This is a genomic window from Enterobacter sp. DVT3837 (assembly GCF_056238685.1).
In genome coordinates this window covers 959,093-981,899 of record NZ_JBWDLA010000001.1, presented here as the reverse complement: position 1 = coordinate 981,899, position 22,807 = coordinate 959,093, and the positions used below count along the sequence as shown (strand labels likewise).

Annotated in this window: 26 protein-coding genes; 16 read left to right on the top strand and 10 right to left on the bottom strand. The window is 53.2% G+C overall.

Annotated features, from left to right (window positions below):
* Positions 1-84 precede the first annotated feature (84 nt).
* Positions 85-1,149: an L-ascorbate 6-phosphate lactonase gene (ulaG, locus tag AC0XWG_RS04810; protein ID WP_028016452.1), complete on the bottom strand. Its 1,065-nt coding sequence runs from the start codon at positions 1,147-1,149 to the stop codon at positions 85-87.
* 358 nt (positions 1,150-1,507) lie between these two features.
* On the opposite strand from ulaG, the gene ulaA reads away from it, so the two are divergent.
* Genes ulaA through AC0XWG_RS04780 form a run of 6 tightly spaced genes read left to right on the top strand, consistent with a single transcriptional unit; the run spans position 1,508 to position 5,915 of the window.
* A complete protein-coding gene (ulaA, locus tag AC0XWG_RS04805; RefSeq protein WP_028016453.1) occupies positions 1,508-2,908 on the top strand; it encodes a PTS ascorbate transporter subunit IIC in 1,401 nt (466 codons plus the stop codon).
* A 12-nt stretch (positions 2,909-2,920) separates the two neighbouring features.
* Complete coding sequence (gene ulaB / locus AC0XWG_RS04800; RefSeq protein ID WP_003856022.1) at positions 2,921-3,226, top strand: PTS ascorbate transporter subunit IIB; 306 nt, start codon at positions 2,921-2,923, stop codon at positions 3,224-3,226.
* A gap of 9 nt (positions 3,227-3,235) precedes the next feature.
* A complete protein-coding gene (ulaC, locus tag AC0XWG_RS04795) occupies positions 3,236-3,703 on the top strand; it encodes a PTS ascorbate transporter subunit IIA (protein WP_028016454.1) in 468 nt (155 codons plus the stop codon).
* Between the two features lie 12 nt (positions 3,704-3,715).
* On the top strand, positions 3,716-4,366 hold the full coding sequence (ulaD, locus tag AC0XWG_RS04790; protein ID WP_023345304.1) for a 3-keto-L-gulonate-6-phosphate decarboxylase UlaD: 651 nt from the start codon (positions 3,716-3,718) through the stop codon (positions 4,364-4,366).
* 9 nt (positions 4,367-4,375) lie between these two features.
* Positions 4,376-5,236 (top strand): L-ribulose-5-phosphate 3-epimerase, encoded by an 861-nt coding sequence (locus AC0XWG_RS04785; RefSeq protein ID WP_128348292.1) that lies wholly within the window; start codon positions 4,376-4,378, stop codon positions 5,234-5,236.
* Entirely contained in the window at positions 5,229-5,915 is a 687-nt protein-coding gene (locus AC0XWG_RS04780; protein ID WP_028016456.1) for an L-ribulose-5-phosphate 4-epimerase, read from the top strand. Before AC0XWG_RS04785 ends, AC0XWG_RS04780 begins: the two co-directional genes overlap by 8 nt.
* Before the next feature lie 141 nt (positions 5,916-6,056).
* Here the strand turns inward: AC0XWG_RS04780 and yjfY are convergent, their stop codons facing one another.
* On the bottom strand, positions 6,057-6,332 hold the full coding sequence (yjfY, locus tag AC0XWG_RS04775) for a DUF1471 family protein YjfY (RefSeq protein WP_028016457.1): 276 nt from the start codon (positions 6,330-6,332) through the stop codon (positions 6,057-6,059).
* Positions 6,333-6,677: 345 nt separating this feature from the next.
* Between yjfY and rpsF the strand changes: the two genes are divergently transcribed.
* Genes rpsF through rplI form a run of 4 tightly spaced genes read left to right on the top strand, consistent with a single transcriptional unit; the run spans position 6,678 to position 8,117 of the window.
* Positions 6,678-7,073: a 30S ribosomal protein S6 gene (gene rpsF / locus AC0XWG_RS04770; RefSeq protein ID WP_014830397.1), complete on the top strand. Its 396-nt coding sequence runs from the start codon at positions 6,678-6,680 to the stop codon at positions 7,071-7,073.
* A gap of 6 nt (positions 7,074-7,079) precedes the next feature.
* The gene (priB, locus tag AC0XWG_RS04765; RefSeq protein WP_008502895.1) at positions 7,080-7,394 is read left to right on the top strand and encodes a primosomal replication protein N; all 315 of its coding nucleotides are present in this window, start codon (positions 7,080-7,082) and stop codon (positions 7,392-7,394) included.
* Between the two features lie 4 nt (positions 7,395-7,398).
* Entirely contained in the window at positions 7,399-7,626 is a 228-nt protein-coding gene (rpsR, locus tag AC0XWG_RS04760; RefSeq protein WP_000135199.1) for a 30S ribosomal protein S18, read from the top strand.
* Positions 7,627-7,667: 41 nt separating this feature from the next.
* Positions 7,668-8,117: a 50S ribosomal protein L9 gene (gene rplI, locus AC0XWG_RS04755; RefSeq protein WP_028016458.1), complete on the top strand. Its 450-nt coding sequence runs from the start codon at positions 7,668-7,670 to the stop codon at positions 8,115-8,117.
* Between the two features lie 68 nt (positions 8,118-8,185).
* On the opposite strand, the gene AC0XWG_RS04750 is transcribed toward rplI, so the two are convergent.
* Positions 8,186-8,824: an OapA family protein gene (locus AC0XWG_RS04750; protein WP_032666753.1), complete on the bottom strand. Its 639-nt coding sequence runs from the start codon at positions 8,822-8,824 to the stop codon at positions 8,186-8,188.
* A gap of 233 nt (positions 8,825-9,057) precedes the next feature.
* On the opposite strand from AC0XWG_RS04750, the gene fklB reads away from it, so the two are divergent.
* Together fklB and cycA are read left to right on the top strand one after the other, a co-directional pair.
* Entirely contained in the window at positions 9,058-9,678 is a 621-nt protein-coding gene (gene fklB, locus AC0XWG_RS04745) for an FKBP-type peptidyl-prolyl cis-trans isomerase (protein WP_028016460.1), read from the top strand.
* Between the two features lie 312 nt (positions 9,679-9,990).
* Positions 9,991-11,400, top strand: coding sequence for a D-serine/D-alanine/glycine transporter (cycA, locus tag AC0XWG_RS04740; RefSeq protein WP_108089450.1), 1,410 nt, complete (start codon positions 9,991-9,993; stop codon positions 11,398-11,400).
* A gap of 86 nt (positions 11,401-11,486) precedes the next feature.
* Here cycA and ytfE read toward each other — a convergent pair whose 3' ends face one another.
* Complete coding sequence (gene ytfE / locus AC0XWG_RS04735; protein ID WP_028016462.1) at positions 11,487-12,149, bottom strand: iron-sulfur cluster repair protein YtfE; 663 nt, start codon at positions 12,147-12,149, stop codon at positions 11,487-11,489.
* A gap of 242 nt (positions 12,150-12,391) precedes the next feature.
* Between ytfE and AC0XWG_RS04730 the strand changes: the two genes are divergently transcribed.
* Complete coding sequence (locus AC0XWG_RS04730; protein WP_475680428.1) at positions 12,392-14,041, top strand: methyl-accepting chemotaxis protein; 1,650 nt, start codon at positions 12,392-12,394, stop codon at positions 14,039-14,041.
* On the opposite strand, the gene AC0XWG_RS04725 is transcribed toward AC0XWG_RS04730, so the two are convergent.
* The 3 genes from AC0XWG_RS04725 to AC0XWG_RS04715 form a co-directional block, all read right to left on the bottom strand.
* Entirely contained in the window at positions 14,038-15,003 is a 966-nt protein-coding gene (locus AC0XWG_RS04725) for a DMT family transporter (protein ID WP_028016464.1), read from the bottom strand. The genes AC0XWG_RS04730 and AC0XWG_RS04725 overlap by 4 nt on opposite strands.
* Before the next feature lie 75 nt (positions 15,004-15,078).
* The gene (locus tag AC0XWG_RS04720; protein ID WP_475680427.1) at positions 15,079-15,903 is read right to left on the bottom strand and encodes an AraC family transcriptional regulator; all 825 of its coding nucleotides are present in this window, start codon (positions 15,901-15,903) and stop codon (positions 15,079-15,081) included.
* 81 nt (positions 15,904-15,984) lie between these two features.
* Positions 15,985-16,833 (bottom strand): SDR family oxidoreductase, encoded by an 849-nt coding sequence (locus AC0XWG_RS04715; RefSeq protein WP_108089453.1) that lies wholly within the window; start codon positions 16,831-16,833, stop codon positions 15,985-15,987.
* An 84-nt stretch (positions 16,834-16,917) separates the two neighbouring features.
* Between AC0XWG_RS04715 and AC0XWG_RS04710 the strand changes: the two genes are divergently transcribed.
* A complete protein-coding gene (locus AC0XWG_RS04710; protein WP_374760264.1) occupies positions 16,918-17,301 on the top strand; it encodes a winged helix-turn-helix transcriptional regulator in 384 nt (127 codons plus the stop codon).
* A 71-nt stretch (positions 17,302-17,372) separates the two neighbouring features.
* Here the strand turns inward: AC0XWG_RS04710 and AC0XWG_RS04705 are convergent, their stop codons facing one another.
* Positions 17,373-19,316, bottom strand: a complete 1,944-nt coding sequence (locus AC0XWG_RS04705) for a bifunctional 2',3'-cyclic-nucleotide 2'-phosphodiesterase/3'-nucleotidase (protein ID WP_049005173.1) — start codon at positions 19,314-19,316, stop codon at positions 17,373-17,375.
* A gap of 190 nt (positions 19,317-19,506) precedes the next feature.
* Here AC0XWG_RS04705 and cysQ point away from each other — a divergent pair, with 190 nt between their 5' ends.
* On the top strand, positions 19,507-20,247 hold the full coding sequence (cysQ, locus tag AC0XWG_RS04700; RefSeq protein ID WP_028016469.1) for a 3'(2'),5'-bisphosphate nucleotidase CysQ: 741 nt from the start codon (positions 19,507-19,509) through the stop codon (positions 20,245-20,247).
* Here the strand turns inward: cysQ and AC0XWG_RS04695 are convergent.
* On the bottom strand, positions 20,241-20,798 hold the full coding sequence (locus AC0XWG_RS04695; protein ID WP_028016470.1) for a YtfJ family protein: 558 nt from the start codon (positions 20,796-20,798) through the stop codon (positions 20,241-20,243). The two genes, cysQ and AC0XWG_RS04695, sit on opposite strands and share 7 nt — an antisense overlap.
* A gap of 324 nt (positions 20,799-21,122) precedes the next feature.
* Between AC0XWG_RS04695 and AC0XWG_RS04690 the strand changes: the two genes are divergently transcribed.
* Positions 21,123-21,329 carry a DUF1107 domain-containing protein gene (locus AC0XWG_RS04690; protein WP_028016471.1) on the top strand — a complete coding sequence of 69 codons (207 nt, stop codon included), beginning with the start codon at positions 21,123-21,125 and terminating at the stop codon, positions 21,327-21,329.
* Between the two features lie 71 nt (positions 21,330-21,400).
* Here AC0XWG_RS04690 and paeA read toward each other — a convergent pair whose 3' ends face one another.
* Entirely contained in the window at positions 21,401-22,738 is a 1,338-nt protein-coding gene (gene paeA, locus AC0XWG_RS04685; RefSeq protein WP_128348286.1) for a polyamine export protein PaeA, read from the bottom strand.
* Positions 22,739-22,807 lie beyond the last annotated feature (69 nt).

Below are 22,807 nucleotides of genomic sequence, written 5' to 3'. Positions count from 1 at the left end.
GAAAAGATGATATTTGAAATAGCATGAAATTACTAAAATAATTATGGAATCGCCAGACAGAAGTCTGGCGATTTGGCTTCACAATCAGAGGAAGGACTTGAACGGCAGGTCGGGTTCGATGGTGAAGCAATCATCAAAGCCACGCGGGTAGTGATACTCGAGATTGTCTTTGTCCAGTGGCCAGGTGAACTTGCCTCCAACCTGCCAGATGAATGGCTTGAAGCCATATTTCAGACGATCTTTTTTCATCTCCCACAGTACGCGGATTTCCTGTGGGTCGGCCTGGAAATTGGACCAGATATCATGGTGGAACGGGATCACCACTTTGGTGTTCAATGCTTCCGCCATGCGCAGCATATCAGCGCTGGTCATCTTGTCAGTGATGCCGCGTGGGTTCTCGCCGTAGGAGCCCAGCGCCACGTCAATCTGATGTTCATTACCGTGCTTCGCATAGTAGTTGGAGTAGTGAGAGTCACCGCTGTGGTACAGAGAGCCGCCAGGGGTTTTAAACAGATAGTTAACCGCGCGCTCGTCCATGCCATCTGGTAGTACCCCAGCGGCTTTCTGATCGGCAGGCAGAGTAATCAATGCGGTACGGTCAAAGGCATCAAGCGCGTGGATTTCAATGTCTTTAATTTTCACCACATCGCCCGGCTTCATGACAATGCAGCGCTCTTTCGGTACACCCCAGCCAATCCAGAGATCCACGCAGGTCTGCGGTCCGATAAACGGGACGTCATCGGCACAGTTTTGCATGACCGCTGCCGCTACATTTACGTCGATATGGTCGTTGTGATCGTGCGTTGAGAGAACAGCATCGATCTGCCGAATAGCAAATGGATCAAGCACAAAAGGTGTCGTACGCAGGTTTGGCTGCAGTTTTTCCACACCCGCCATACGCTGCATCTGATGGCCTTTTTTCATCAACGGGTTGCCGTGGCTCTGTTTGCCCGTACCGCACCAGAAATCGACGCAAATGTTCGCACCACCCTCTGATTTCAACCAGATACCGGTACAACCCAGCCACCACATTGCAAAGGTACCGGGAGCAACCCGTTCCTGCTCGATCTCTTCGTTCAGCCAGCTACCCCATTCCGGAAAGGTGCTCAGAATCCATGATTCGCGGGTGATGGTGTTTACTTTACTCATCGTTTGACTCCTGGTTTTAATCAAAAGTAATCACAATGTGATTTGTTGTGATTAATGCTGGCACCATTTGACGTACTTTGCAACGGTAAAAATGAGGGATTTTATCTGTTCGACTTCACGGATTATCCGCTTTTACCTTGTTAGACTATCTCTTATTAATGATTAATTGCATGAATTATAAAGATTAAATTATTTATCTCAGAGGGCGGTGAAAATCATTACTCACAGCATGGAAATAATTTGCGTGATACGTCACAAATAATCAAATTCAATCTTGTGGTGATTATTTGTGATTACTAGAGTGATGGCACCAACCACACAGGGATTGCCCCTCGTGTTCTCATTTCTGGAGAGAGTTATGGAGATCCTCTACAACGTCTTTACCGTGTTCTTTAATCAGGTAATGACTAACGCCCCGCTGCTGCTGGGTATCGTGACGTGCCTGGGCTATATCCTGCTGCGCAAGAGCGTCAGCGTTATTATTAAAGGCACGATTAAGACCATCATTGGTTTCATGCTGTTGCAGGCAGGGTCAGGCATTCTGACCAGCACGTTTAAGCCTGTCGTGGCCAAAATGTCGGAAGTGTATGGCATCAATGGTGCGATCTCTGACACATATGCATCAATGATGGCCACTATCGATCGCATGGGTGATGCCTATAGTTGGGTCGGTTATGCGGTGCTGCTCGCGCTGGCGCTGAACATTATTTATGTTCTTCTGCGCCGCATTACAGGCATTCGCACCATCATGCTGACGGGACACATCATGTTCCAGCAGGCGGGGCTCATTGCGGTTTCTCTCTATATTTTCGGCTACCCAATGTGGACCACGATTATCTGCACCGCAGTGCTGGTATCGCTCTACTGGGGTATCACCTCCAACATGATGTACAAGCCAACACAGGAAGTGACTGATGGTTGCGGTTTTTCAATCGGCCATCAGCAGCAGTTTGCCTCCTGGATTGCTTACAAAGTTGCACCGTACCTGGGTAAAAAAGAAGAGAGCGTTGAAGACCTCAAGCTGCCTGGCTGGCTGAATATCTTCCACGACAACATCGTTTCTACGGCGATTGTGATGACCCTTTTCTTCGGCGCCATTCTGCTCTCCTTCGGCATTGATGTAGTGCAGGCGATGGCAGGGAAAACCCACTGGACGGTCTATATCCTGCAGACCGGCTTCTCCTTCGCAGTGGCAATTTTCATCATCACTCAGGGCGTGCGTATGTTCGTTGCCGAGCTGTCTGAAGCCTTCAACGGGATTTCCCAGCGCCTGATTCCTGGCGCAGTACTTGCGATTGACTGTGCGGCTATCTACAGCTTCGCACCGAACGCGGTGGTCTGGGGCTTTATGTGGGGCACTATCGGCCAGCTGATTGCGGTGGGCATCCTGGTAGGCTGCGGCTCCTCAATCCTGATTATCCCTGGTTTTATCCCGATGTTCTTCTCCAACGCCACCATCGGCGTCTTTGCAAACCACTTTGGCGGCTGGCGCGCGGCGCTCAAGATCTGCCTGGTGATGGGCATGGTGGAAATTTTCGGTTGTGTGTGGGCGGTCAAGCTCACCGGCATGAGCGCCTGGATGGGCATGGCGGACTGGTCAATTCTGGCGCCACCAATGATGCAGGGCTTTGCATCCGTCGGACTGGTCTTTATGGCCGTCATCATTCTGATTGCTCTGGCTTATATGTTCTTCGCGGGCCGCGCTCTGCGCGCTGAAGAAGATGCGGAAAAACAAACAGCAGAAGTTTCTGCTCATTAAGGAGTTTCGATTATGACCGTACGTATCCTGGCTGTGTGTGGCAATGGGCAAGGTAGCTCCATGATCATGAAGATGAAAGTGGACCAGTTTTTAACCCAGTCAAACATCGATCACACGGTGAACAGCTGCGCAGTGGGTGAATACAAAAGTGAGCTGAACGGCGCGGACATCATCATCGCCTCTACCCACATCGCCGGCGAAATTAGTGTGTCAGGCAATAAATATGTCGTGGGTGTACGCAACATGCTTTCACCTGCGGATTTCGGACCAAAGCTGTTGGAAGTGATCAAAGAACATTTCCCACAAGATGTGAAGTAAGGACGCCACATGAAACTACGTGATTCTCTGGCAGAGAATAATTCCATTCTTTTACAGGCTGAGGCCAGCACCTGGCAGGAAGCGGTGAAGCTGAGCGTGGATTTACTGGTTAAAGCTGATGTTGTCGAGCCACGTTATTACCAGGCCATTCTGGATGGCGTTGCTCAGCACGGCCCTTACTTTGTCATTGCACCGGGCCTGGCCATGCCGCATGGCCGGCCGGAAGAGGGGGTGAAGAAAACCGGCTTTGCCCTGGTGACGCTGAAAACGCCGTTGGTGTTTAACCATGAAGATAACGACCCGGTAGACATTCTTATCACCATGGCCGCTGTTGATGCCAATACCCACCAGGAGGTGGGCATCATGCAGATCGTGAATCTGTTTGATGACGAGGCCAATTTCGACCGTTTACGTGCCTGCCGCACCGAGCAGGAAGTGCTGGATTTAATTGATATCGCCACTGCGGCGGCAGTTTAAGAGGAATTGAACATGTCATTACCAATGTTGCAGGTTGCGCTGGATAACCAGACGCTGTCCCACGCTTACGAAACGACCCGTCTGATTGCAGAAGAAGTGGACATCATCGAAGTTGGAACCATTTTGTGCGTGGGCGAAGGTGTCCGTGCCGTTCGCGACCTGAAGGCGCTCTATCCGCACAAAATCGTGCTGGCGGATGCCAAGATTGCGGACGCAGGCAAAATTCTCTCTCGTATGTGTTTTGAAGCCAACGCCGACTGGGTCACCGTGATCTGCTGTGCGGATATCAACACCGCCAAAGGCGCGCTGGACGTGGCAAAAGAGTTTAACGGCGACGTGCAGATTGAACTGACCGGCTTCTGGACCTGGGAGCAGGCGCAGGAGTGGCGCGACGCGGGCATTCAGCAGGTGGTTTACCACCGTAGCCGTGATGCACAGGCTGCAGGCGTGGCGTGGGGTGACGCAGATATCAGTGCGATTAAACGTCTGGCTGATATGGGCTTTAAAGTGACCGTTACGGGCGGCCTGGCGCTGGAAGATCTGCCGTTATTCAAGGGTATTCCAATTCACGTCTTCATTGCGGGTCGTAGCATCCGCGATGCTGCCTCCCCGGTAGAAGCGGCGCGTCAGTTCAAACGCTCCATCGCTCAGCTTTGGGGCTAAGGAGCGGGTATGTTGTCAAAACAAGTCCCGCTTGGCATCTATGAAAAGGCACTCCCCGCGGGGGAGTGCTGGCTGGCGCGGTTACGGTTGGCAAAAGAGCTGGGTTTCGATTTTGTCGAAATGTCAGTGGATGAGACAGACGATCGCCTCTCTCGCCTCGACTGGAGCCGTGAACAACGCCTGGCGCTGGTGGGCGCTATCGCTGAAACGGGCGTACGCGTCCCTTCCATGTGTCTCAGTGCCCATCGGCGGTTCCCGCTTGGGAGTGAAGATGATGCCGTGCGTGCTCAGGGTCTGGAGATCATGCGGAAAGCCATTCGCTTTGCTCAGGACGTCGGCATCAGGGTGATCCAACTGGCGGGTTATGACGTTTACTATCAGGAAGCCAACGATGAAACGCGCCGTCGTTTCCGTGACGGCCTGAAAGAGAGCGTCGAGATGGCAAGCCGCGCGCAGGTGACGCTGGCGATGGAGATCATGGATTATCCGTTAATGAACTCGATCAGCAAAGCGCTGGGCTACGCGCACTATCTGAATAATCCGTGGTTCCAGCTCTATCCTGATATTGGCAACTTGTCGGCATGGGATAATGACGTGCAGATGGAACTGCAGGCAGGTATAGGTCATATCGTGGCGGTTCACGTCAAAGATACGCGGCCTGGTGTGTTCAAAAATGTTCCGTTCGGCACCGGGGTGGTGGATTTCGAACGGTGCTTCCTGACGCTCAAGCAGACAGGGTATTGCGGGCCTTACCTGATTGAGATGTGGAGTGAAACGTCGGATGACCCGGCCGCGGAAGTGGCGAAAGCGCGCGACTGGGTGCGTGAGCGAATGGCGCGTGCGGGTATGCTGGAGGCTGAACATGCTTAAGCTCAAACAGCAGGTCTTTGAGGCCAATATGGATCTGCCGCGTTACGGCCTGGTGACCTTCACCTGGGGTAACGTCAGTGCTATCGATCGCGATCGTGGGGTGATCGCAATTAAGCCGAGCGGTGTGGCGTATGAAACCATGAAAGTGGACGATATGGTGCTCGTGGATCTCGAAGGAAATGTTGTCGATGGCAAATGGCGACCTTCTTCCGATACGGCCACTCACCTGGCGCTTTACCGGCGTTATCCTTCACTGGGTGGTGTTGTGCATACGCACTCAACGCATGCTACGGCCTGGGCACAGGCGGGTCTGGCAATACCCGCTCTGGGAACTACGCATGCAGATTACTTCTTTGGCGACATCCCCTGTACACGGGCACTTACGCAGGATGAAGTGGAAGGTGAGTACGAACTCAACACCGGTAAGGTGATTATTGAGACCTTGGGAGACAGTGAGCCGCTGCATACACCGGGCATTGTGGTGTACCAGCACGGTCCGTTCTCGTGGGGTAAAGATGCCCACGACGCTGTCCATAATGCGGTGGTCATGGAGGAGGTGGCACGAATGGCGTGGATTGCCCGCGACATTAACCCACAGCTTCAGGGCATTGATGATTACCTGATGGACAAGCACTTCAAGCGTAAGCACGGCCCAAACGCATATTACGGGCAAAAGTGAATAAGTGCTCTGGAATACCAAAAAACAGTTGTAACCGGTGGTATTTCAGAGCCATTCATAAAAAAAAGCCCCCGGGCTGGGGGCAAGTTAAACTATGGCTATGTTCTCGTTGTTGGGCTTCCTGGTGCTAGCGTTAAAACGTTATCTGTATATATCTGCACTGGCGTGCATGTTGCCGTTGCTACCGGGTTCACGCATCAGAATGACGTGATAGTATGTAGCACCCTGAGCATCGGTTTCTTTGTTAAGAGCCTGATCTGCTTCACTTTCAGTGGCGAAATTATGATTGATGTAGATTACGCCCAAGCTTTGCACATCATCCATGTTTCTGGCCTGTCGGCTGTCTATTTTGATGGCTGCCATCGCGTTTGCACTGAGCAAAAGCGCAGCCATTATGGCTAATACGATTTTTTTCATGATATGCGCTCCACGACTGCGTGCTGTGAGAGAGTGGTGTGATACTCCTTCTTTAATTCAGATGACCTCTGATTAAAGTGTAATCACTCATTCGGCGGGAAAGCGTGACCATTTCTGATGCTGTTGTTCAAAAAAACAACGCTTTCGGATGTGAATAATTTTAAATCATCCACTTAGACCAGCTTTGCGCTTTGTGCGAATTATTTGTGCAATCAGCTTGAGTTTCCAGGGGTGTACAAGTATTATGACGCGTCAATTTTTCAGCCGACCTTTAACACGTTCCTTGCCTCCCCGGGCCTCGGCTGACCCAGACAGGAGGCTGAATAATCCGTAAGGAGCAATTCGATGCGTCATTACGAAATCGTTTTTATGGTCCATCCTGACCAGAGCGAACAGGTTCCGGGTATGATCGAGCGCTACACTGGTGCAATCACTGCAGCAGCGGGCACGATCCACCGTCTGGAAGACTGGGGCCGCCGTCAGCTGGCTTACCCGATCAACAAACTGCACAAAGCTCACTACGTTCTGCTGAACGTTGAAGCGCCGCAGGAAGTGATCGATGAGCTGGAAACTAACTTCCGCTTCAACGATGCCGTTATCCGCAGCATGGTTATGCGTACTAAACACGCAGTTACCGAAGCATCTCCGATGGTTAAAGCGAAAGACGAGCGCCGCGAGCGTCGCGATGATTTCGCAAACGAAACCGCAGATGATTCTGATGCTGGGGATTCTGAAGAGTAATTTCTGATGACCAACCGTCTGGCGTTGTCCGGCATCGTATGCAGGGCTCCCCTTCGAAAGGTCAGTCCATCAGGAATTCCGCATTGCCAGTTCGTGCTTGAGCATCGTTCTGTGCAAGAGGAAGCCGGGTTTCACCGGCAGGCATGGTGCCAAATGCCCGTTATTATTAGCGGACACGAAAACCAGGCCATTACTCACAGTTTAACGGTCGGTAGTGCAGTAATCGTTCAGGGGTTCATCTCTTGCCACAAGGCAAAGAACGGTCTGAGCAAAATGGTTCTGCATGCCGAGCAGATTGATTTGATAGATTCTGGAGACTAGCCATATGGCACGTTATTTCCGTCGTCGCAAGTTCTGCCGTTTCACCGCGGAAGGCGTTCAAGAGATCGACTATAAAGATATCGCAACGCTGAAAAACTACATCACCGAAAGCGGTAAGATTGTCCCAAGCCGTATCACCGGTACTCGTGCAAAATACCAGCGTCAGCTGGCTCGCGCTATCAAACGCGCTCGCTACCTGTCCCTGCTGCCGTACACTGATCGTCATCAGTAATCGGGCACGGTCCATTAATACGACTTTAAGAGGATAAGGTAATGCAAGTTATTCTGCTTGATAAAGTAGCAAACCTGGGCAGCCTGGGTGATCAGGTAAACGTTAAAGCGGGCTACGCTCGTAACTTCCTGGTTCCACAGGGTAAAGCTGTTCCAGCTACCAAGAAAAACGTAGAGTTTTTCGAAGCACGTCGCGCTGAACTGGAAGCCAAACTGGCTGACGTTCTGGCGGCTGCTAACGCTCGCGCTGAGTCAATCAACGCACTGGGCACCGTTACCATCGCTTCCAAATCTGGCGACGAAGGTAAACTGTTCGGTTCCATCGGTACCCGCGATATCGCTGATGCAGTTTCTGCAGCAGGCGTTAAAGTGGCTAAGAGCGAAGTTCGTCTGCCGAACGGCGTTCTGCGTACCACTGGTGAGCACGAAGTTGACTTCCAGGTTCACAGCGAAGTGTTCGCTAAACTGGTTGTTAACGTTGTAGCTGAGTAATTTTTTACTCTGCTCACGTCGAGACGCCGGCCTTGTGCCGGCGTTTTGCTTTTTAAAGAACCGGGTTCTTAACGTGCCCTGATAAAACTGCCATCTGGCTGACGGGTAAACAGCACCTGCTGACCATTTCCCGTATCAATCGTTAGCCCGGTGACCACACCGCTGGCATTCTGACGAATCTGCACCATCTGACCATTTTGCAGGTTGCTGAGCGGCTTACCTGAACCCTCCACCTGCGCCATGGCATACACATCCGTTGGCGGCAGGTTATGGTCGCGGAACAGCTGCGCCAGGGTTTTGCCTGGTTCTACGCGATAAGAGCGCCACTGCTGCTGGATACCGGTGGGCTGCTGCGTCTGTGGCTCAGCAGCGGCCTGTTCCTGCGGCTGTTCATCCTGGACCGGTTCTGGCTCAACTGGCGCGACCTGACCCGGATCGTTAGACGGCGTGACCAGCTGCGTCTGCATGGGTTGTGCATCAGGCTGAGGCCGCGTCTGCGACTGAATGTCCAGCTGTGCATTGCGGGTGACGGGCGCGGTATTGACATCATCGCCGCCGGAAGGAAGCAGGAAGCCCACGATCACCATCAGCGCGCCGATGATGATCCCTCTGCGATGCAGAGGAGGCAGCGGGTCCATGATGCGAAAATTGTCCGGCGCCTGCCAGATTTTCGCCAGGGTAGGTTTCAGTTCAAATCGCCCGGGCATGGCTCTCCTCCTGCTCCGCGTATTTTTTATCCTGTGCTCCGAAGTATAGTTTGCTAACTGCCTGAACGACGTAGCAAACCCGACATCCGTGACATCAGTTCGGGATTAATCCTGGTTATCTCTATTGTTTCTGTTTCGTCGCGGTTTGTCACCTTAACTTCAGACAAAGTTTTACCCATAAGGGCATGGCTGATATGCTGCCCGCTACTTTAAATGTGATGGAAGGAAATCCCATGACCACCCCGACTTTTGACACTATCGAAGCGCAGGCAAGTTACGGTATCGGCTTGCAGGTAGGACAGCAGCTGAGCGAATCCGGCCTGGAAGGTCTGTTACCTGAAGCGCTGGTGGCGGGTATCGCTGATGCGCTGGAAGGCAAACAGCCTGCCGTTCCGGTTGATGTTGTGCACCGTGCGCTGCGTGAAATCCACGAACGTGCTGACGCTGTACGTCGCGCACGTTTCGAAGAGATGGCAGCAGAAGGTGTTAAATTCCTGGAAGAGAACCGCGAGCGTGAAGGTGTGAACAGCACGGAGTCAGGCCTGCAGTTCCGCGTGATCAACCAGGGCGATGGCGCAATCCCGGCTCGCACTGACCACGTTCGTGTGCATTACACCGGTAAACTGATCGACGGTACTGTGTTCGACAGTTCTGTTGCGCGTGGCGAACCGGCTGAATTCCCGGTGAATGGTGTTATCGCGGGCTGGATCGAAGCGTTGACCCTGATGCCAGTCGGATCCAAATGGGAACTGACTATTCCGCACAACCTGGCTTACGGCGAGCGTGGTGCTGGTGCATCCATCCCGCCATTCAGCACGCTGGTCTTTGAAGTCGAGCTGCTGGAAATTCTGTAATCGACTTTTCTTATTTCCTCTCCCCAGTTGGGGAGGGGAAAATAGTGTTAAAACCTATAGTTACGATGTAATCAATATTTTATCTTGCAAACGAAACTGTTGCGTGTATTTTTGTGAGCTGTTTCGCGCTGTATGAGTGATATGACACTCACTTTCAACATATTATTAACATAATATCTAAATCATAGTATTCATCCCGCCGATTCTTACCTAATATCGATAAGCCCTTACAAAGGGATCGTCATTTTTTGACGTATTTAAAGGCCAGAAGAGCCTTAACAACACAGACAGGCATAAACAGGAAAATATCACATGGTAGATCAGGTCAAAGTCGTCGCCGACGAAGAGGCGCCGTCTGAACAGTCGCTACGGCGCAATCTCACAAACCGTCATATTCAGCTCATTGCCATTGGAGGAGCCATTGGTACCGGGCTGTTTATGGGGTCAGGCAAAACTATCAGTCTTGCCGGGCCGTCGATCATATTCGTTTATATGATTATCGGTTTTATGCTTTTCTTCGTGATGCGTGCAATGGGTGAATTGCTGCTCTCGAATCTCGAATACAAATCCTTCAGCGACTTTGCTTCTGACCTCCTCGGGCCATGGGCGGGCTATTTCACTGGCTGGACCTACTGGTTCTGCTGGGTCGTCACCGGTATGGCGGATGTTGTAGCGATTACGGCTTACGCGCAGTTCTGGTTCCCCGGCCTTTCTGACTGGGTGGCTTCGCTGGCGGTCATTGTTCTGCTGCTGAGCCTTAACCTCGCCACCGTTAAAATGTTCGGTGAGATGGAATTCTGGTTCGCGATGATCAAAATCGTGGCCATCGTAGGGCTCATCGTGGTGGGGCTGGTGATGGTTCTCACGCACTTCCAGTCGCCAACGGGCGTTCAGGCCTCGTTTACTCATCTGTGGAATGATGGTGGTTGGTTCCCGAAAGGCATTAGCGGCTTCTTTGCGGGCTTCCAGATTGCGGTATTTGCTTTCGTGGGCATTGAACTGGTGGGGACCACGGCTGCAGAGACCAAAGATCCTGAGAAGTCTCTTCCGCGCGCCATTAACTCCATTCCGGTTCGTATCATCATGTTCTACGTCTTCGCGCTGGTCATCATTATGTCCGTGACGCCGTGGAGCTCTGTCGTGCCAACCAAGAGCCCGTTCGTTGAGCTGTTCGTCCTGGTGGGTCTGCCAGCGGCAGCGAGCCTGATTAACTTCGTGGTGCTGACCTCTGCGGCCTCTTCTGCCAACAGCGGCGTATTCTCCACCAGCCGTATGCTGTTTGGTCTGGCGCAGGAGGGCGTGGCGCCGAGCGCGTTTGCCAAGTTGTCTAAGCGTGCGGTACCGGCAAAAGGGCTGACCTTCTCCTGCATGTGCCTGCTGGGTGGTGTGGTGATGCTCTACGTGAACCCAAGCGTGATTGGCGCGTTCACCATGATTACCACGGTCTCTGCGATCCTGTTTATGTTCGTCTGGACCATCATCCTCTGTTCATACCTGGTGTACCGTAAGCAGCGTCCACACCTGCATGAAAAATCGATCTACAAGATGCCACTTGGCAAGTTGATGTGCTGGGTGTGCATGGCGTTCTTCGTCTTCGTGCTGGTTCTGCTGACGCTGGAAGACGATACCCGTCAGGCACTGATCGTCACGCCGCTGTGGTTTATTGCGCTGGGGCTGGGTTGGGTGTTTATCGGTAAGAAACGTATGGCGGGCGTGCGTTAAGCATGTTGCCGGGTGGCGCTAGCGCTTACCCGACCTACGTTCCAGGACGTTGTAGGCCCGGTAAGCGCTAGCGCCACCGGGCTTTTTTATTCCCCGGATAATGCACGTGGGAACAGAACGTTATTCTCAAGACTGATGTGTTCCATCAGGTCGTCGATCGTTTCGTTAATGCCGTTGTACATCGCTTTCCAGGTGGTACAGGCTTCTGGCGGCGGTGTAACGTTGCCGGTAGTGTGTTTGATCACTTCCAGCAGTTCACCTGCTTCATCGTGTTCGCTTTCCATCACGCTGATAGGCCCCATTGCCTGACTGCCCATTCCCTGTTTGATCATCGGGAAGAGGATCTGCTCTTCTTTCATCATGTGGCTGGAAAGTTCTTCGTGCAGCATAGTCAGGTATTTTGCCAGGCCGCGCGGTACGGAAGGTTTGTCGGCATGTACGCGCTCGACTTTGGTTGCCTGCAGGATCAGTTCCGGCAGCTGTTCACGGTGACGGTCATGGTATCGCACGATGATATGGTCGATGATTTCAGCGAGCGGGGCAGTTCGCCAGTCCTTGTCGACGGGCTGCTCGGCCAGCAGCGCCAGCTCTGCTTCAATCACCTCAACATCCAGCTCTTTGCGCGAGGCTGCACGCGCCAGGGTTTGCTTACCGCCACAGCAGTAATCCATGTCGTATTTACGAAACAGCGCAGAAGCGCGAGGGATGGAGAGCGCCAGCTCGCCGAGGGGTTGGTCGCGATAGGCCATAGCAGTTACCTCGTTATCAATAATATAAGATGCATATTAAATGCATCTTTAAGCAAGCGCTATAACCCTTTAGAGGGAAGGGGGAAAATGAGATTCGGATCACAAAAAATCGCTCTTATTAACTCCCTGAATGGACTTAAGAAAGTGGTTTAGAAAGTTTTTAAAGGCGTAGAAACAGTAAACAACCCGCCGCGCCTGCCGATATATCCACGTCAAACAAACCTGCATATAAAAGGCAACGCATGTTTAAACGTATAAAAGTTATTACCCTTCTGATTTCGGTGCTGCTTGTACTCGGCATTATGCAACTGATCTCCGCTGGTATCTTTATCAACGCGCTGAACAACGATAAAGACAACTTCACCGTGTCGCAGCTTTCCAGCAAGAATGTGGCGGAATTCACCGATGCGTGGATCAGTCTGAACCAGGCCCGCGTCACCCTGAACCGTGGGATGTTGCGCCTGCAAAGCAGCATGGCCTCTCAAATTAACGGTGGTCAGCTGAATGAGCTGGTGACGACGGCTAAAAATCTGCTGACTGAAGCACAGGTTCATTATGATAAATACAATGCCTTGCCGAATACTCCTGGTCTGGATGAGAACCTGACGAATCGCCTGGAGGGGCAGTACCGCAATTATTCTGCGACGCTGGCACAAATGAACGTGTTGCTGAGCCAGGGTAATCTGGAAGATATGTTCAAGCAGAATGCCGAGCAAAAACAAAACGCGATGCAGACGGTTTATCGTGAATGGCGTGAAGCGCAGGCCGCGCTCAGTGATAAAGGCATCAGGGATAATGAAAGCGACTACAAACGCATCCTGTGGATCCTTTCTGCTGTCATGCTGCTGGTCATTGTGGTCATTATCTCCAGCTGGATCGCCATGCGCCGCGTGCTGTTGCTGCCGCTGGAAGAGATTATCAGCCATATCCGCGCCATTGCGGCAGGCGATTTAACCCAGCCGGTTCAGGCTGACGGGAAGAACGAGATGGCGATCCTTGCGCACAACGTCCAGGAGATGCAAGCCTCACTGGCGAATACCGTGGGTGTCGTGCGTCAAGGCGCTGATACTATTTACACCGGGGCGGGTGAAATCTCTGCGGGCAGTAACGATCTCTCTTCCCGTACCGAGCAGCAGGCCGCTTCTCTGGAAGAAACGGCAGCCAGCATGGAACAGCTGACGGCAACCGTGAAACAGAACGCCGATAACGCGCGTCAGGCTTCTCGTCTGGCACTGGATGCTTCTTCAACCGCGAAGAAGGGCGGTCATGTGGTGGAAGGAGTGGTACGCACCATGGATGAAATTGCTACCAGTTCCAGCAAAATTGCGCAAATTACTAACGTGATCGACGGAATTGCCTTCCAGACGAATATTCTGGCGCTGAACGCGGCGGTGGAAGCTGCCCGTGCAGGCGAGCAGGGACGTGGTTTTGCGGTGGTAGCCGGTGAAGTGCGTACCCTGGCACAGCGCAGCGCCCAGGCCGCGAAAGAGATCAAAGCGCTGATCGATGATTCTGGCGAACGCGTGAACGCGGGCTCCCAGCTGGTTAACGAAGCCGGGGAGACGATGGCAGAGATCGTCAATGCAGTCACTCGCGTCACCGACATCATGGGCGAAATTGCCTCTGCGTCTGACGAACAGAGCCGTGGTATTGATCAGGTTGGCCAGGCCGTGGCAGAGATGGATCGCGTCACTCAGCAGAACGCCTCGTTGGTGGAGGAGTCTGCGGCAGCGGCAGCAGCGCTGGAAGATCAGGCAGCTCGCCTGAACGAAGCGGTGGCGGTATTTAAAATTATCCGCAACCAGACGGTCAAAGCGACTCCGGTGAAAACCTATGCACCAAAGGCGCAGCCCGTAGCGGCTGCGTCTGAGGCCAACTGGGAAACGTTCTAACTCTCCGACGCCGGAACAACCATCGGTTTTTCCGGCTTCGCTCTTACTGCCATCACCACCCCGATGACCAGCAGCGCGATCCCGCAGGCCGTGAATAACGGCGGCACGCTCTGGCGCATCAGGAAGGTGTAAAGCAGCCCGGCCAGGGTTTCGAAAACAATCAGCGGCCCTAAGATCACCGTCGGCAGCTTCTGGCTGGCAATATTCCAGCACAGCGCGCCCACCCATGAGCACAGCACCGCAATCGCAACCATCAGGCCAATAAACACCCACGGTCTTGGCCCGAAGGGCTGGGTGAAGTCTGGCTGTTGATGGCCTAACCAGATGCACGCCCCGGCATATCCCACCAGTGAGACGGGCAGCGTCACTAGCGCCTGCGCCGTTGCCCACATCATCGGATGCTTGTCCGGGTTCTCCCGCAGCCAGCGTGCATTTCGCAGGGCATACCATGCCCAGCACGCCACGGAAATGAACGCCAGCATAATGCCAGAACCGTACCGCCACAGGTCAACATTCACCTGCCCATGACGCAGCTCGGCAATATTGACGCATACCAGCCCCACGGCGGTGCATCCCAGCGCTGGCACCATTTTTGACCACGCCAGTTTGCCATCGCGCTGGCTATAGAGCAGGTTAGCAAAGACGGGGATAACGACCGGCAGCGTGCCGATAATCATGGTAGACACTGGCGCCCCGGTACGCTGAATGGCGCTCGCGAGGCAAACGTAATAGATAAGATTGCCCATCATGGTCAGCGCCAGCGCGGTACCCCAGTCCTGACGGCTGAGCTGACGCAATCGCGCGCGTCCCAGCCACGCCAGAGGCAGGGCAATCAGCCCCAGCGCCAGGTAACGTCCGGTCGACTGCAGTATTGCCGGATACTCGGGCACGATCAGCGGGCCGACAAAGATTAACCCCCACATCATCCCTGCCAGCAGGGCATACAACACACCACTAATCATTTTTCCATCCACAGGTATTTTCTCTGTACTCAGTGTAGGAGGGGCAAAGTGGCGCGTATTGTATGAGATTGCGCTTTAACGTCGGGTGACCTGCTTCTGGTAGCGCACGGGGGTAATGCCGTAGCGGCGGGTAAACGCGCGGGTTAAATGTGACTGATCGGTCAGCCCGGTTGCGGCGGCGACTTCGGCTGCAGGCATACCGTGCGTGAGGAACGCTTTGGCCCGCCACAGGCGGATGGCCATCAACATCTGATGCGGGGTAACGTGAAAATGGGCTTTGAACTGGCGCAGAAAATGGTACGGGCTCAGCGAGACAACGTTGGCCAGTTCATCCAGCGTCAGGGCCTGCATATAGTTATCGTGCAGATATTCGCGTACCCGTTCGAAGCGGTGTGCGCCTTCGCGGATCAGCGGCGCGTGATGGGCGAGCGGCTGGAAAGTGTCAATGAGATCCAACAAAAGCCCTTTTTGAGCCAGCGGGTCGTCCGTATGCCACAGACCATAGATGAGCCTGCCGATTTGCTGTGAGCGTAGCGGGTCATACCGGGTGACATCGCTAAACCACCAGTGACGAAGGCCGGTCACCTCTTCCAGCAGATCGGGGTCGATATAGACCATCCGGTAACGCCAGCCATCTTCGGTGGCGGACTCGCCGGTGTGGATCTCGTCCGGATTCATGGTGACGACGGATTTTTCAGACGCGAGGTGTTGGGTACCGCGATAGCGAAAGCGTTCCGCACCGGTCTCGATGGTGCCGATGCCAAAGGCTTCGTGGGTGTGAGGCTCAAAGGCGTATTCAGAAATATGCGCGTGATAAAGTTCAAGGCCCGGCAGTTCCGCCAGATGGCGAAAGCGCGCACTGTCTCTCTCATCAATAAACTGTTCCGGTACGCCTTGCACGTTGAACCTCCTCATGGGTCATCTCTCCATTATCAAAGATGACCCGAGGGGATGCCACAAAAAATAACCAGTTCGTAACAATTACAGAATTGCGTTGACGCTGTCTGCCAGCGAAGTGGTTGGGTGACCGATCAGTTTGCTCAGGGTATGGCTGTCATCGAACAGGCCGCCTTTGGATGCGCCCACGTCAGAGTCCGCCAGCATATCCGCCAGCCCGGCCGGAAGACCAACCCCCTTCAATGCGGCGGCAAAGTCCGCTTCACTCAGGTTCTGATACGCCACGTTTTTGCCGCTTTGCTTGCTGAGTTCTGCAGCCAGATCGCTCAGTGTCCAGCTATTGTCACCCGCCAGTTCGTAAACTTTGCCTGCATGACCTTCTTCAGCGATGACTTTTGCTGCCGCAGCAGCGTAATCCGCACGTGTGGCTGAGGCAATTTTGCCGTCACCCGCAGCCCCTATAAACACGCCGTGCTCCAGGGCTGGTGGTGCACTCGCCAGATAGTTTTCGGTATACCAGCCGTTGCGCAGCAGGGCATAAGGAATGCCGGAGGCCGCCAGCGCTTTTTCAGTGGCAACGTGTTCAACGTGCAGGCCGAGCGGTGATTTATCTGCATGCAGCAGGCTGGTGTAGGCGATGAATTTCACGCCCGCCGCTTTAGCGGCGTTAATCACATTCTGGTGCTGAGTGGCGCGCTGGCCGACTTCGCTGGAGGAGATCAGCAGGAGTTTATCCACGCCGTTCAGCGCCGTGGTAAACGCTGCCTGGTCAGTATAATCCGCCTGACGCACGACAATACCTTGCTGGCTGAGTGCCCCGGCTTTTGCCGGATTACGCACAATGGCCACAATCTGGTTGGCCGGAACGGATTTTAAAAGTTGTTCGATAACAAGATGGCCAAGCTGGCCGGTAGCACCGGTAATTGCGATCATGAGAGAACTCCTTCGTGTTTGTCTTGTGTTGTGGCACACTATCACTGACACTAACTTTTAGTAAGTACGTACAAAAAGGTAAGTATGAAAATGACGTCAACACTCAGTGAACTGTTACGAGACGGAAACCTGTTTGCCGAACAGTGCCCATCGCGCGAGGTGTTAAAGCATGTTACAAGCCGTTGGGGCGTGCTGATCCTGGTGGCGTTACGTGATGGCACGCATCGCTTTAGCGATCTGCGCCGCAAGATGGGCGGCGTGAGCGAGAAGATGCTGGCTCAGTCGCTTCAGGCGCTGGAGCAGGACGGGTTCGTTGATCGCGTTTCGTATCCTGTTGTGCCGCCGCACGTAGAGTATAGTCTGACGTCGTTAGGTATTGAGGTAAGTGAGAAAGTCGCCGCGCTGGCGGACTGGATTGAGGTGAATACGCCGAAGGTGATGGCGAATCGGGACGATCGGGCGGCCTGATGCCCTCACCCTCTCCCGGCCGGGAGAGGGAACAAACACTAATAACGGCAACGTGCTTTGCCGGTTTGTTTTTACCTGCTCAAATCCACCTGATAAATCGCGAACCCGATATCGTCCGTCGCTACCTTCTTCATCGGGTACTGCGCCTTATCCTTAATGAACGTTGCCGCCTTATCGGACGGTGATGTTTCAAAGCGGATGTCCAGCTTCGTATCGCTGTGAATCGGGGCCAGGCGCCAGTTGTTATCCACCGCCGGGTGAATTTCGCCTGCTTTTTTCGATTCTGCACTGATCCATGCGGCCAGTACTGAGCGGTTTTCATCCGGTGAGGCAAAGGCGATGTGGCTGTCGCCTGTTCCGGCAAACTTACCGCCATAGGCGCGATAGTTATTGGTTACGACCAGGAACGTGGCATTCGGATCAATGGCTTTGCCATTGAAGGTCAGGTTTTTGATGCGCTCCGCCTGCGGGTTAATGGCCTGACATTCGCCGTCATATTTTGCAGGTTGGGTGACATCAATCTGATAATTTACGCCGTCGATCACGTCGAAGTTATAGGTGCGGAATCCGTCCCAGTTAATCAACGATTGCGGTTTACTGCTGTGTGGATCAATCTGGTTGAACTGCCCGGCGGAACACTCCAGCCACTCTTTCACCTCTTTGCCCGTCGCTTTAACCACCACCAGGGTGTTCGGGTAGAGATAGAGGTCGGCGGCGTTACGGAAGGTCAGCTTGCCTTTTTCGACTTCAACATAGCTGGCTGGGTCGTTCTTACGCCCGCCCACTTTAAACGGTGCGGCGGCAGACAGCACCGGCAGTTTTGCCAGATCCGGATCGCCCTGAACGAAGTGCTCGGCGTAGGCTTTCTGCGCCATGTTGACGACCTGGACGGTCGGGTCGTCCTGCACCAGCGCCAGGAAGCTGTACATATTGTCAGCGGATTTACCGATCGGCTTACTGACGAATTCGCGCGTGGCGTCGTGATCGTGCTTCAGCACGTTGACCAGTTTTTTATCTTCAGCGGCCAGCGATTTTTTGGCGGCAGCATCATAAATGGGGCGCGCTTCGGCTTTCGACTGGGTAACCTTCCAGCTGCCGCTGTCATTATTCAGCACCAGATCGACGACGCCGAGGTGGTCACCCCACATCCCGGGCATAACCGACGGTACGCCGTTGAGCGTCCCTTTTTCGATGTCAGCCCCTTTGATGCTGGCAAAGTCTTTACCGGGGAAGACCGCGTGAGCGTGGCCGAAGAGGATCGCGTCGACACCCGGCACTTCACTCAGGTAGTAAACCGAGTTCTCCGCCATCGCCTGGTATGGATCGGCTGAAAGACCTGAGTGAGCAACAACGACCACTAAATCGGCCCCTTTCTCGCGCATCTCCGGCACGTAGTGGCGCGCGGTCTCGGTGATGTCATTAACGGTCACTTTACCGCTGAGGTTTGCCTTATCCCACGTCATGATTTGCGGCGGTACAAAGCCGATATAGCCGATTTTCAGCGTCTGTTTTTTACCGTCCTTGTCGACAACCTCGGTCTCCTTAATCAGGTAAGGGGTAAACAGTGGCTTTTGGGTCTTAACGTCGATGATATTGGCATTAACATACGGGAATTTGGCCCCTGCCAGTGCATCATGCAGGTATTTCAACCCGTAGTTAAATTCGTGGTTTCCCAGGTTGCCGACGGTATAGTCCAGCGTGTTCATCGCTTTATAAACAGGATGGATCTCGCCTTTTTTCAGTCCCTTTGCTGCCATGTAATCGCCAAGCGGACTCCCCTGAATGAGATCGCCATTGTCGACCAGTACGCTGTTTTTTACTTCTTCGCGGGCGGCGTTAATCAAACTGGCCGTGCGTACCAGTCCGAATTTTTCCGTAGGGGTATCTTTGTAGTAATCGAAGTCCATCATGTTGCTGTGCAGATCTGTCGTTTCCAGAATACGCAGATCGACTGTCGCTGCCTGCACGCTTGCTGCAATCAGCGTCGCCAGGAGCGTTGCGCTAAACTTAATCATCAGAGGAGTCCTTTTTTCGATCCAGGCCACAAAAGAGTATGTATCTATAGCTTGTTGCTTACAGAAATGTGAATCCTGACAGAAAAATGTGTGCTGAAACCGGAATTACTTCACAGATAGCGGAATTGTTCACATTACGATATAACTAAAACAAAGAGTTAACCTCACTGCGTTAACAAAGAGGTGGAGAATGTTAGATAAAATTTGTCAGCTCGCACGGGATGCGGGGGACGCCATCATGCAGGTGTATGACGGTGTAAAACCCATGGAGGTCGTCAGTAAAGCAGACGACTCTCCGGTCACGGCAGCAGATATCGCGGCGCATAAGGTGATCCTGCAAGGGTTGCAGGCCTTAACGCCGGAGATCCCTGTATTGTCAGAAGAGGCACCACAGAGCTGGGATGAACGTCAACACTGGCAACGTTACTGGCTTGTCGATCCGCTGGACGGAACTAAAGAGTTCATCAAGCGTAACGGTGAATTCACCGTCAATATCGCCCTGATTGAGAAGGGCAAAGCGGTGCTGGGTGTGGTCTATGCGCCGGTAATGAAAGTGATGTACAGCGCCGCAGAAGGGAAGGCCTGGAAGGAGGAGTGCGGTGTGCGTAAGCAGATTCAGGTTCGCGATGCGCGCCCGCCGCTGGTGGTGATTAGTCGCTCTCACAGCGACAGCGAATTGCAGGAGTATCTGCAACAGTTGGGTGAACACCAGACCACCTCAATTGGCTCATCGCTGAAATTCTGCCTGGTGGCGGAAGGTCATGCGCAACTGTACCCTCGCTTTGGGCCAACCAACGTTTGGGATACTGCCGCCGGACATGCCGTTGCTGCGGCAGCCGGGGCGCATGTCCATGACTGGCAGGGAAAGACGCTGGACTACACCCCGCGCGAATCCTTCCTCAACCCCGGCTTCCGCGTCACGATTTATTGAGCCAGTAGCTTGTGCAGCAGGGCAACCACCTGCTGCACCTCTTCCTGGGTTAACGCCCCGTCTTTCACCCACTGTACCCGGCCGTCTTTATCCAGCACGATAATGGCGGAGCTCTCTTCTTCCAGCTGCCAGGCCTGACGCGTCACGCCGTTACTGTCGACGATAAACTGCGACCACGGGTAGAGCTTTTTATTGCTCTCAAGGCTTGAACGCACAAACATACCGGAGCCAGGAATGGCGTCATCGGTATTCACAATCGTGGTGGTCTGATAGCGGTCATGGGGGAATTTTGCCGCCTTGATCGCTTCCACCAGGTTGGCATTTTTCTCTTTTGCGGATGTACGACCGGCAATATGTTGTACAACTCTCACTTTGCCTGCGAGCTGCGCGCTATTCCAGGGTTTGTAGCTAAACTTATCATTGTCGAGAATCAATTCTCCCCGGTCAGCAATACCGACTGGCGGTACACGTTGTCCTTTTTCAATGTTGTGAGCGCAAGCCCACAGGGGCAGCAGCAGGCAGGCTGCTGCAAGGATATTACGTAGGGTCATGGCGTTTCCTTATTGTTTGCAGGTGATCCGACCACTTGGTCTTACGCTTTTAATCATAAGTGCGATCAATGTGGTTTTCCCGCAATCCCGATGCCAGTTTGCGGGTGAACGCACATATCCATGAAAAAACGACGGCTTATACTGCCCTGAGTCACGGTTTGCAAAGATTATTCTGAATAATTGTAATCAAACGGTAAATAAACTTATGCATACTGGGTATCAAGGTTGTTCTGGTCTATAGTCAATGGGCATTAAAATTTGCGCTCAGGACAGTCGGGCCGATTGTGGCGCCGCAAGAGCGTATGATTCGCAGGAGATACAAGAATGAAAATTTTCCAACGCTACAACCCGCTTCAGGTGGCGAAGTACGTGAAGATCCTGTTCCGTGGACGGTTGTATATCAAGGATGTTGGCGCTTTTGAGTTTGATAAGGGCAAGATCCTCGTCCCAAAAGTGAAGGATAAGCAGCACTTGTCTGTGATGTCCGAAGTCAACCGTCAGGTTTTGCGTCTGCAAACTGAGATGGCTTAACCAGCGTGCTATGCAGTAGTTAAAAAAACGGCTCCCGATGGGAGCCGTTGATGTTTGTGGGGGCAGGAATTTTACGCTGACACCTTCTCTTCCACATCCGGCAGCTTCGGTACCAGCACGGTCGGTTTATTGTCGATACGCGTCACCAGCAGCTGGTCGATGCGGTAGTTATCAATATCCACCACCTCAAACTTGTAGCCAGAGAACTTCACGGAGTCGGTACGTTTCGGGATTTTGCGCAGCATAAACATCATAAAGCCGCCGATGGTCTCGTAGTTACCGGACTGAGGGAACTCGTCAATATCCAGCACGCGCATCACGTCTTCAATCGGTGTGCCGCCATCAATCAGCCATGAATTATCGTCACGCTGAACAATCTGCTCTTCCAGGCCCTGGCCAACCAGGTCACCCATCAGGGTAGTCATCACGTCGTTCAGGGTGATAATACCTACCACCAGCGCGTATTCGTTCATGATCACCGCGAAGTCTTCCCCGGCGGTTTTGAAACTTTCCAGCGCTTCTGAAAGGGTCAGGGTGTCTGGCACAATCAGGGTATTGCGGATTTGCACGCCGCTGGTGAGCACCAGGCTCTGGTTTGCCAGCACGCGGTTGAGCAGATCTTTGGAATCGACATAACCGATGATGTGGTCGATATCTTCATTACAGACGAGGAACTTGGAGTGAGGATGTTCCGCCACTTTGTTCTTCAGACTCTGCTCATCTTCATGTAAATCGAACCAGATAATGCTTTCACGACCCGTCATGGAAGACGGCACGGTGCGGGATTCCAGTTCAAACACGTTCTCGATCAGCTCGTGTTCCTGCTTACGCAGCACCCCGGCCAGCGCACCCGCTTCCACAACGGCGTAGATATCGTCGGAGGTGATGTCATCTTTGCGCACCATTGGCAGCTTAAAGATGCGGAAAATCACGTTCGCCAGACCGTTGAAGAACCATACCAGCGGGCGGAAAACAAACAGGCAGAAGCGCATCGGGTTGATGATACGCAAAGCCACAGCTTCTGGCGCAATCATACCGATGCGTTTCGGGGTCAGATCAGCGAAGAGGATGAACAGGCCTGTCACCAGCGAGAAGGAGAGAATAAAGCTCAACTGCTCGGCGAGTTCGGCAGACATGTACTGAATAAAGAGGCTATAAAACGCCGGCGAGAATGCTGCATCGCCCACGATACCACCCAGAATCGCGACCGCGTTCAGGCCAATCTGCACCACGGTGAAGAACGTACCGGGGTTTTCCTGCATCTTCAGAATGCGTGAGGCGTTGATGTTGCCTTCATCGGCAAGCAGTTTGAGTTTGATTTTACGGGACGCGGCCAGCGAGATCTCAGATATCGAGAAAAATGCACTGACGGCAATAAGACAAAGTATTACTAAAATACTGTTTAACATAGTTTATCCGGCTTCTCGCCAGATCCTCGGAAGGGAAGTTGATACCATTTGTGTGAAAACACGTAGAAC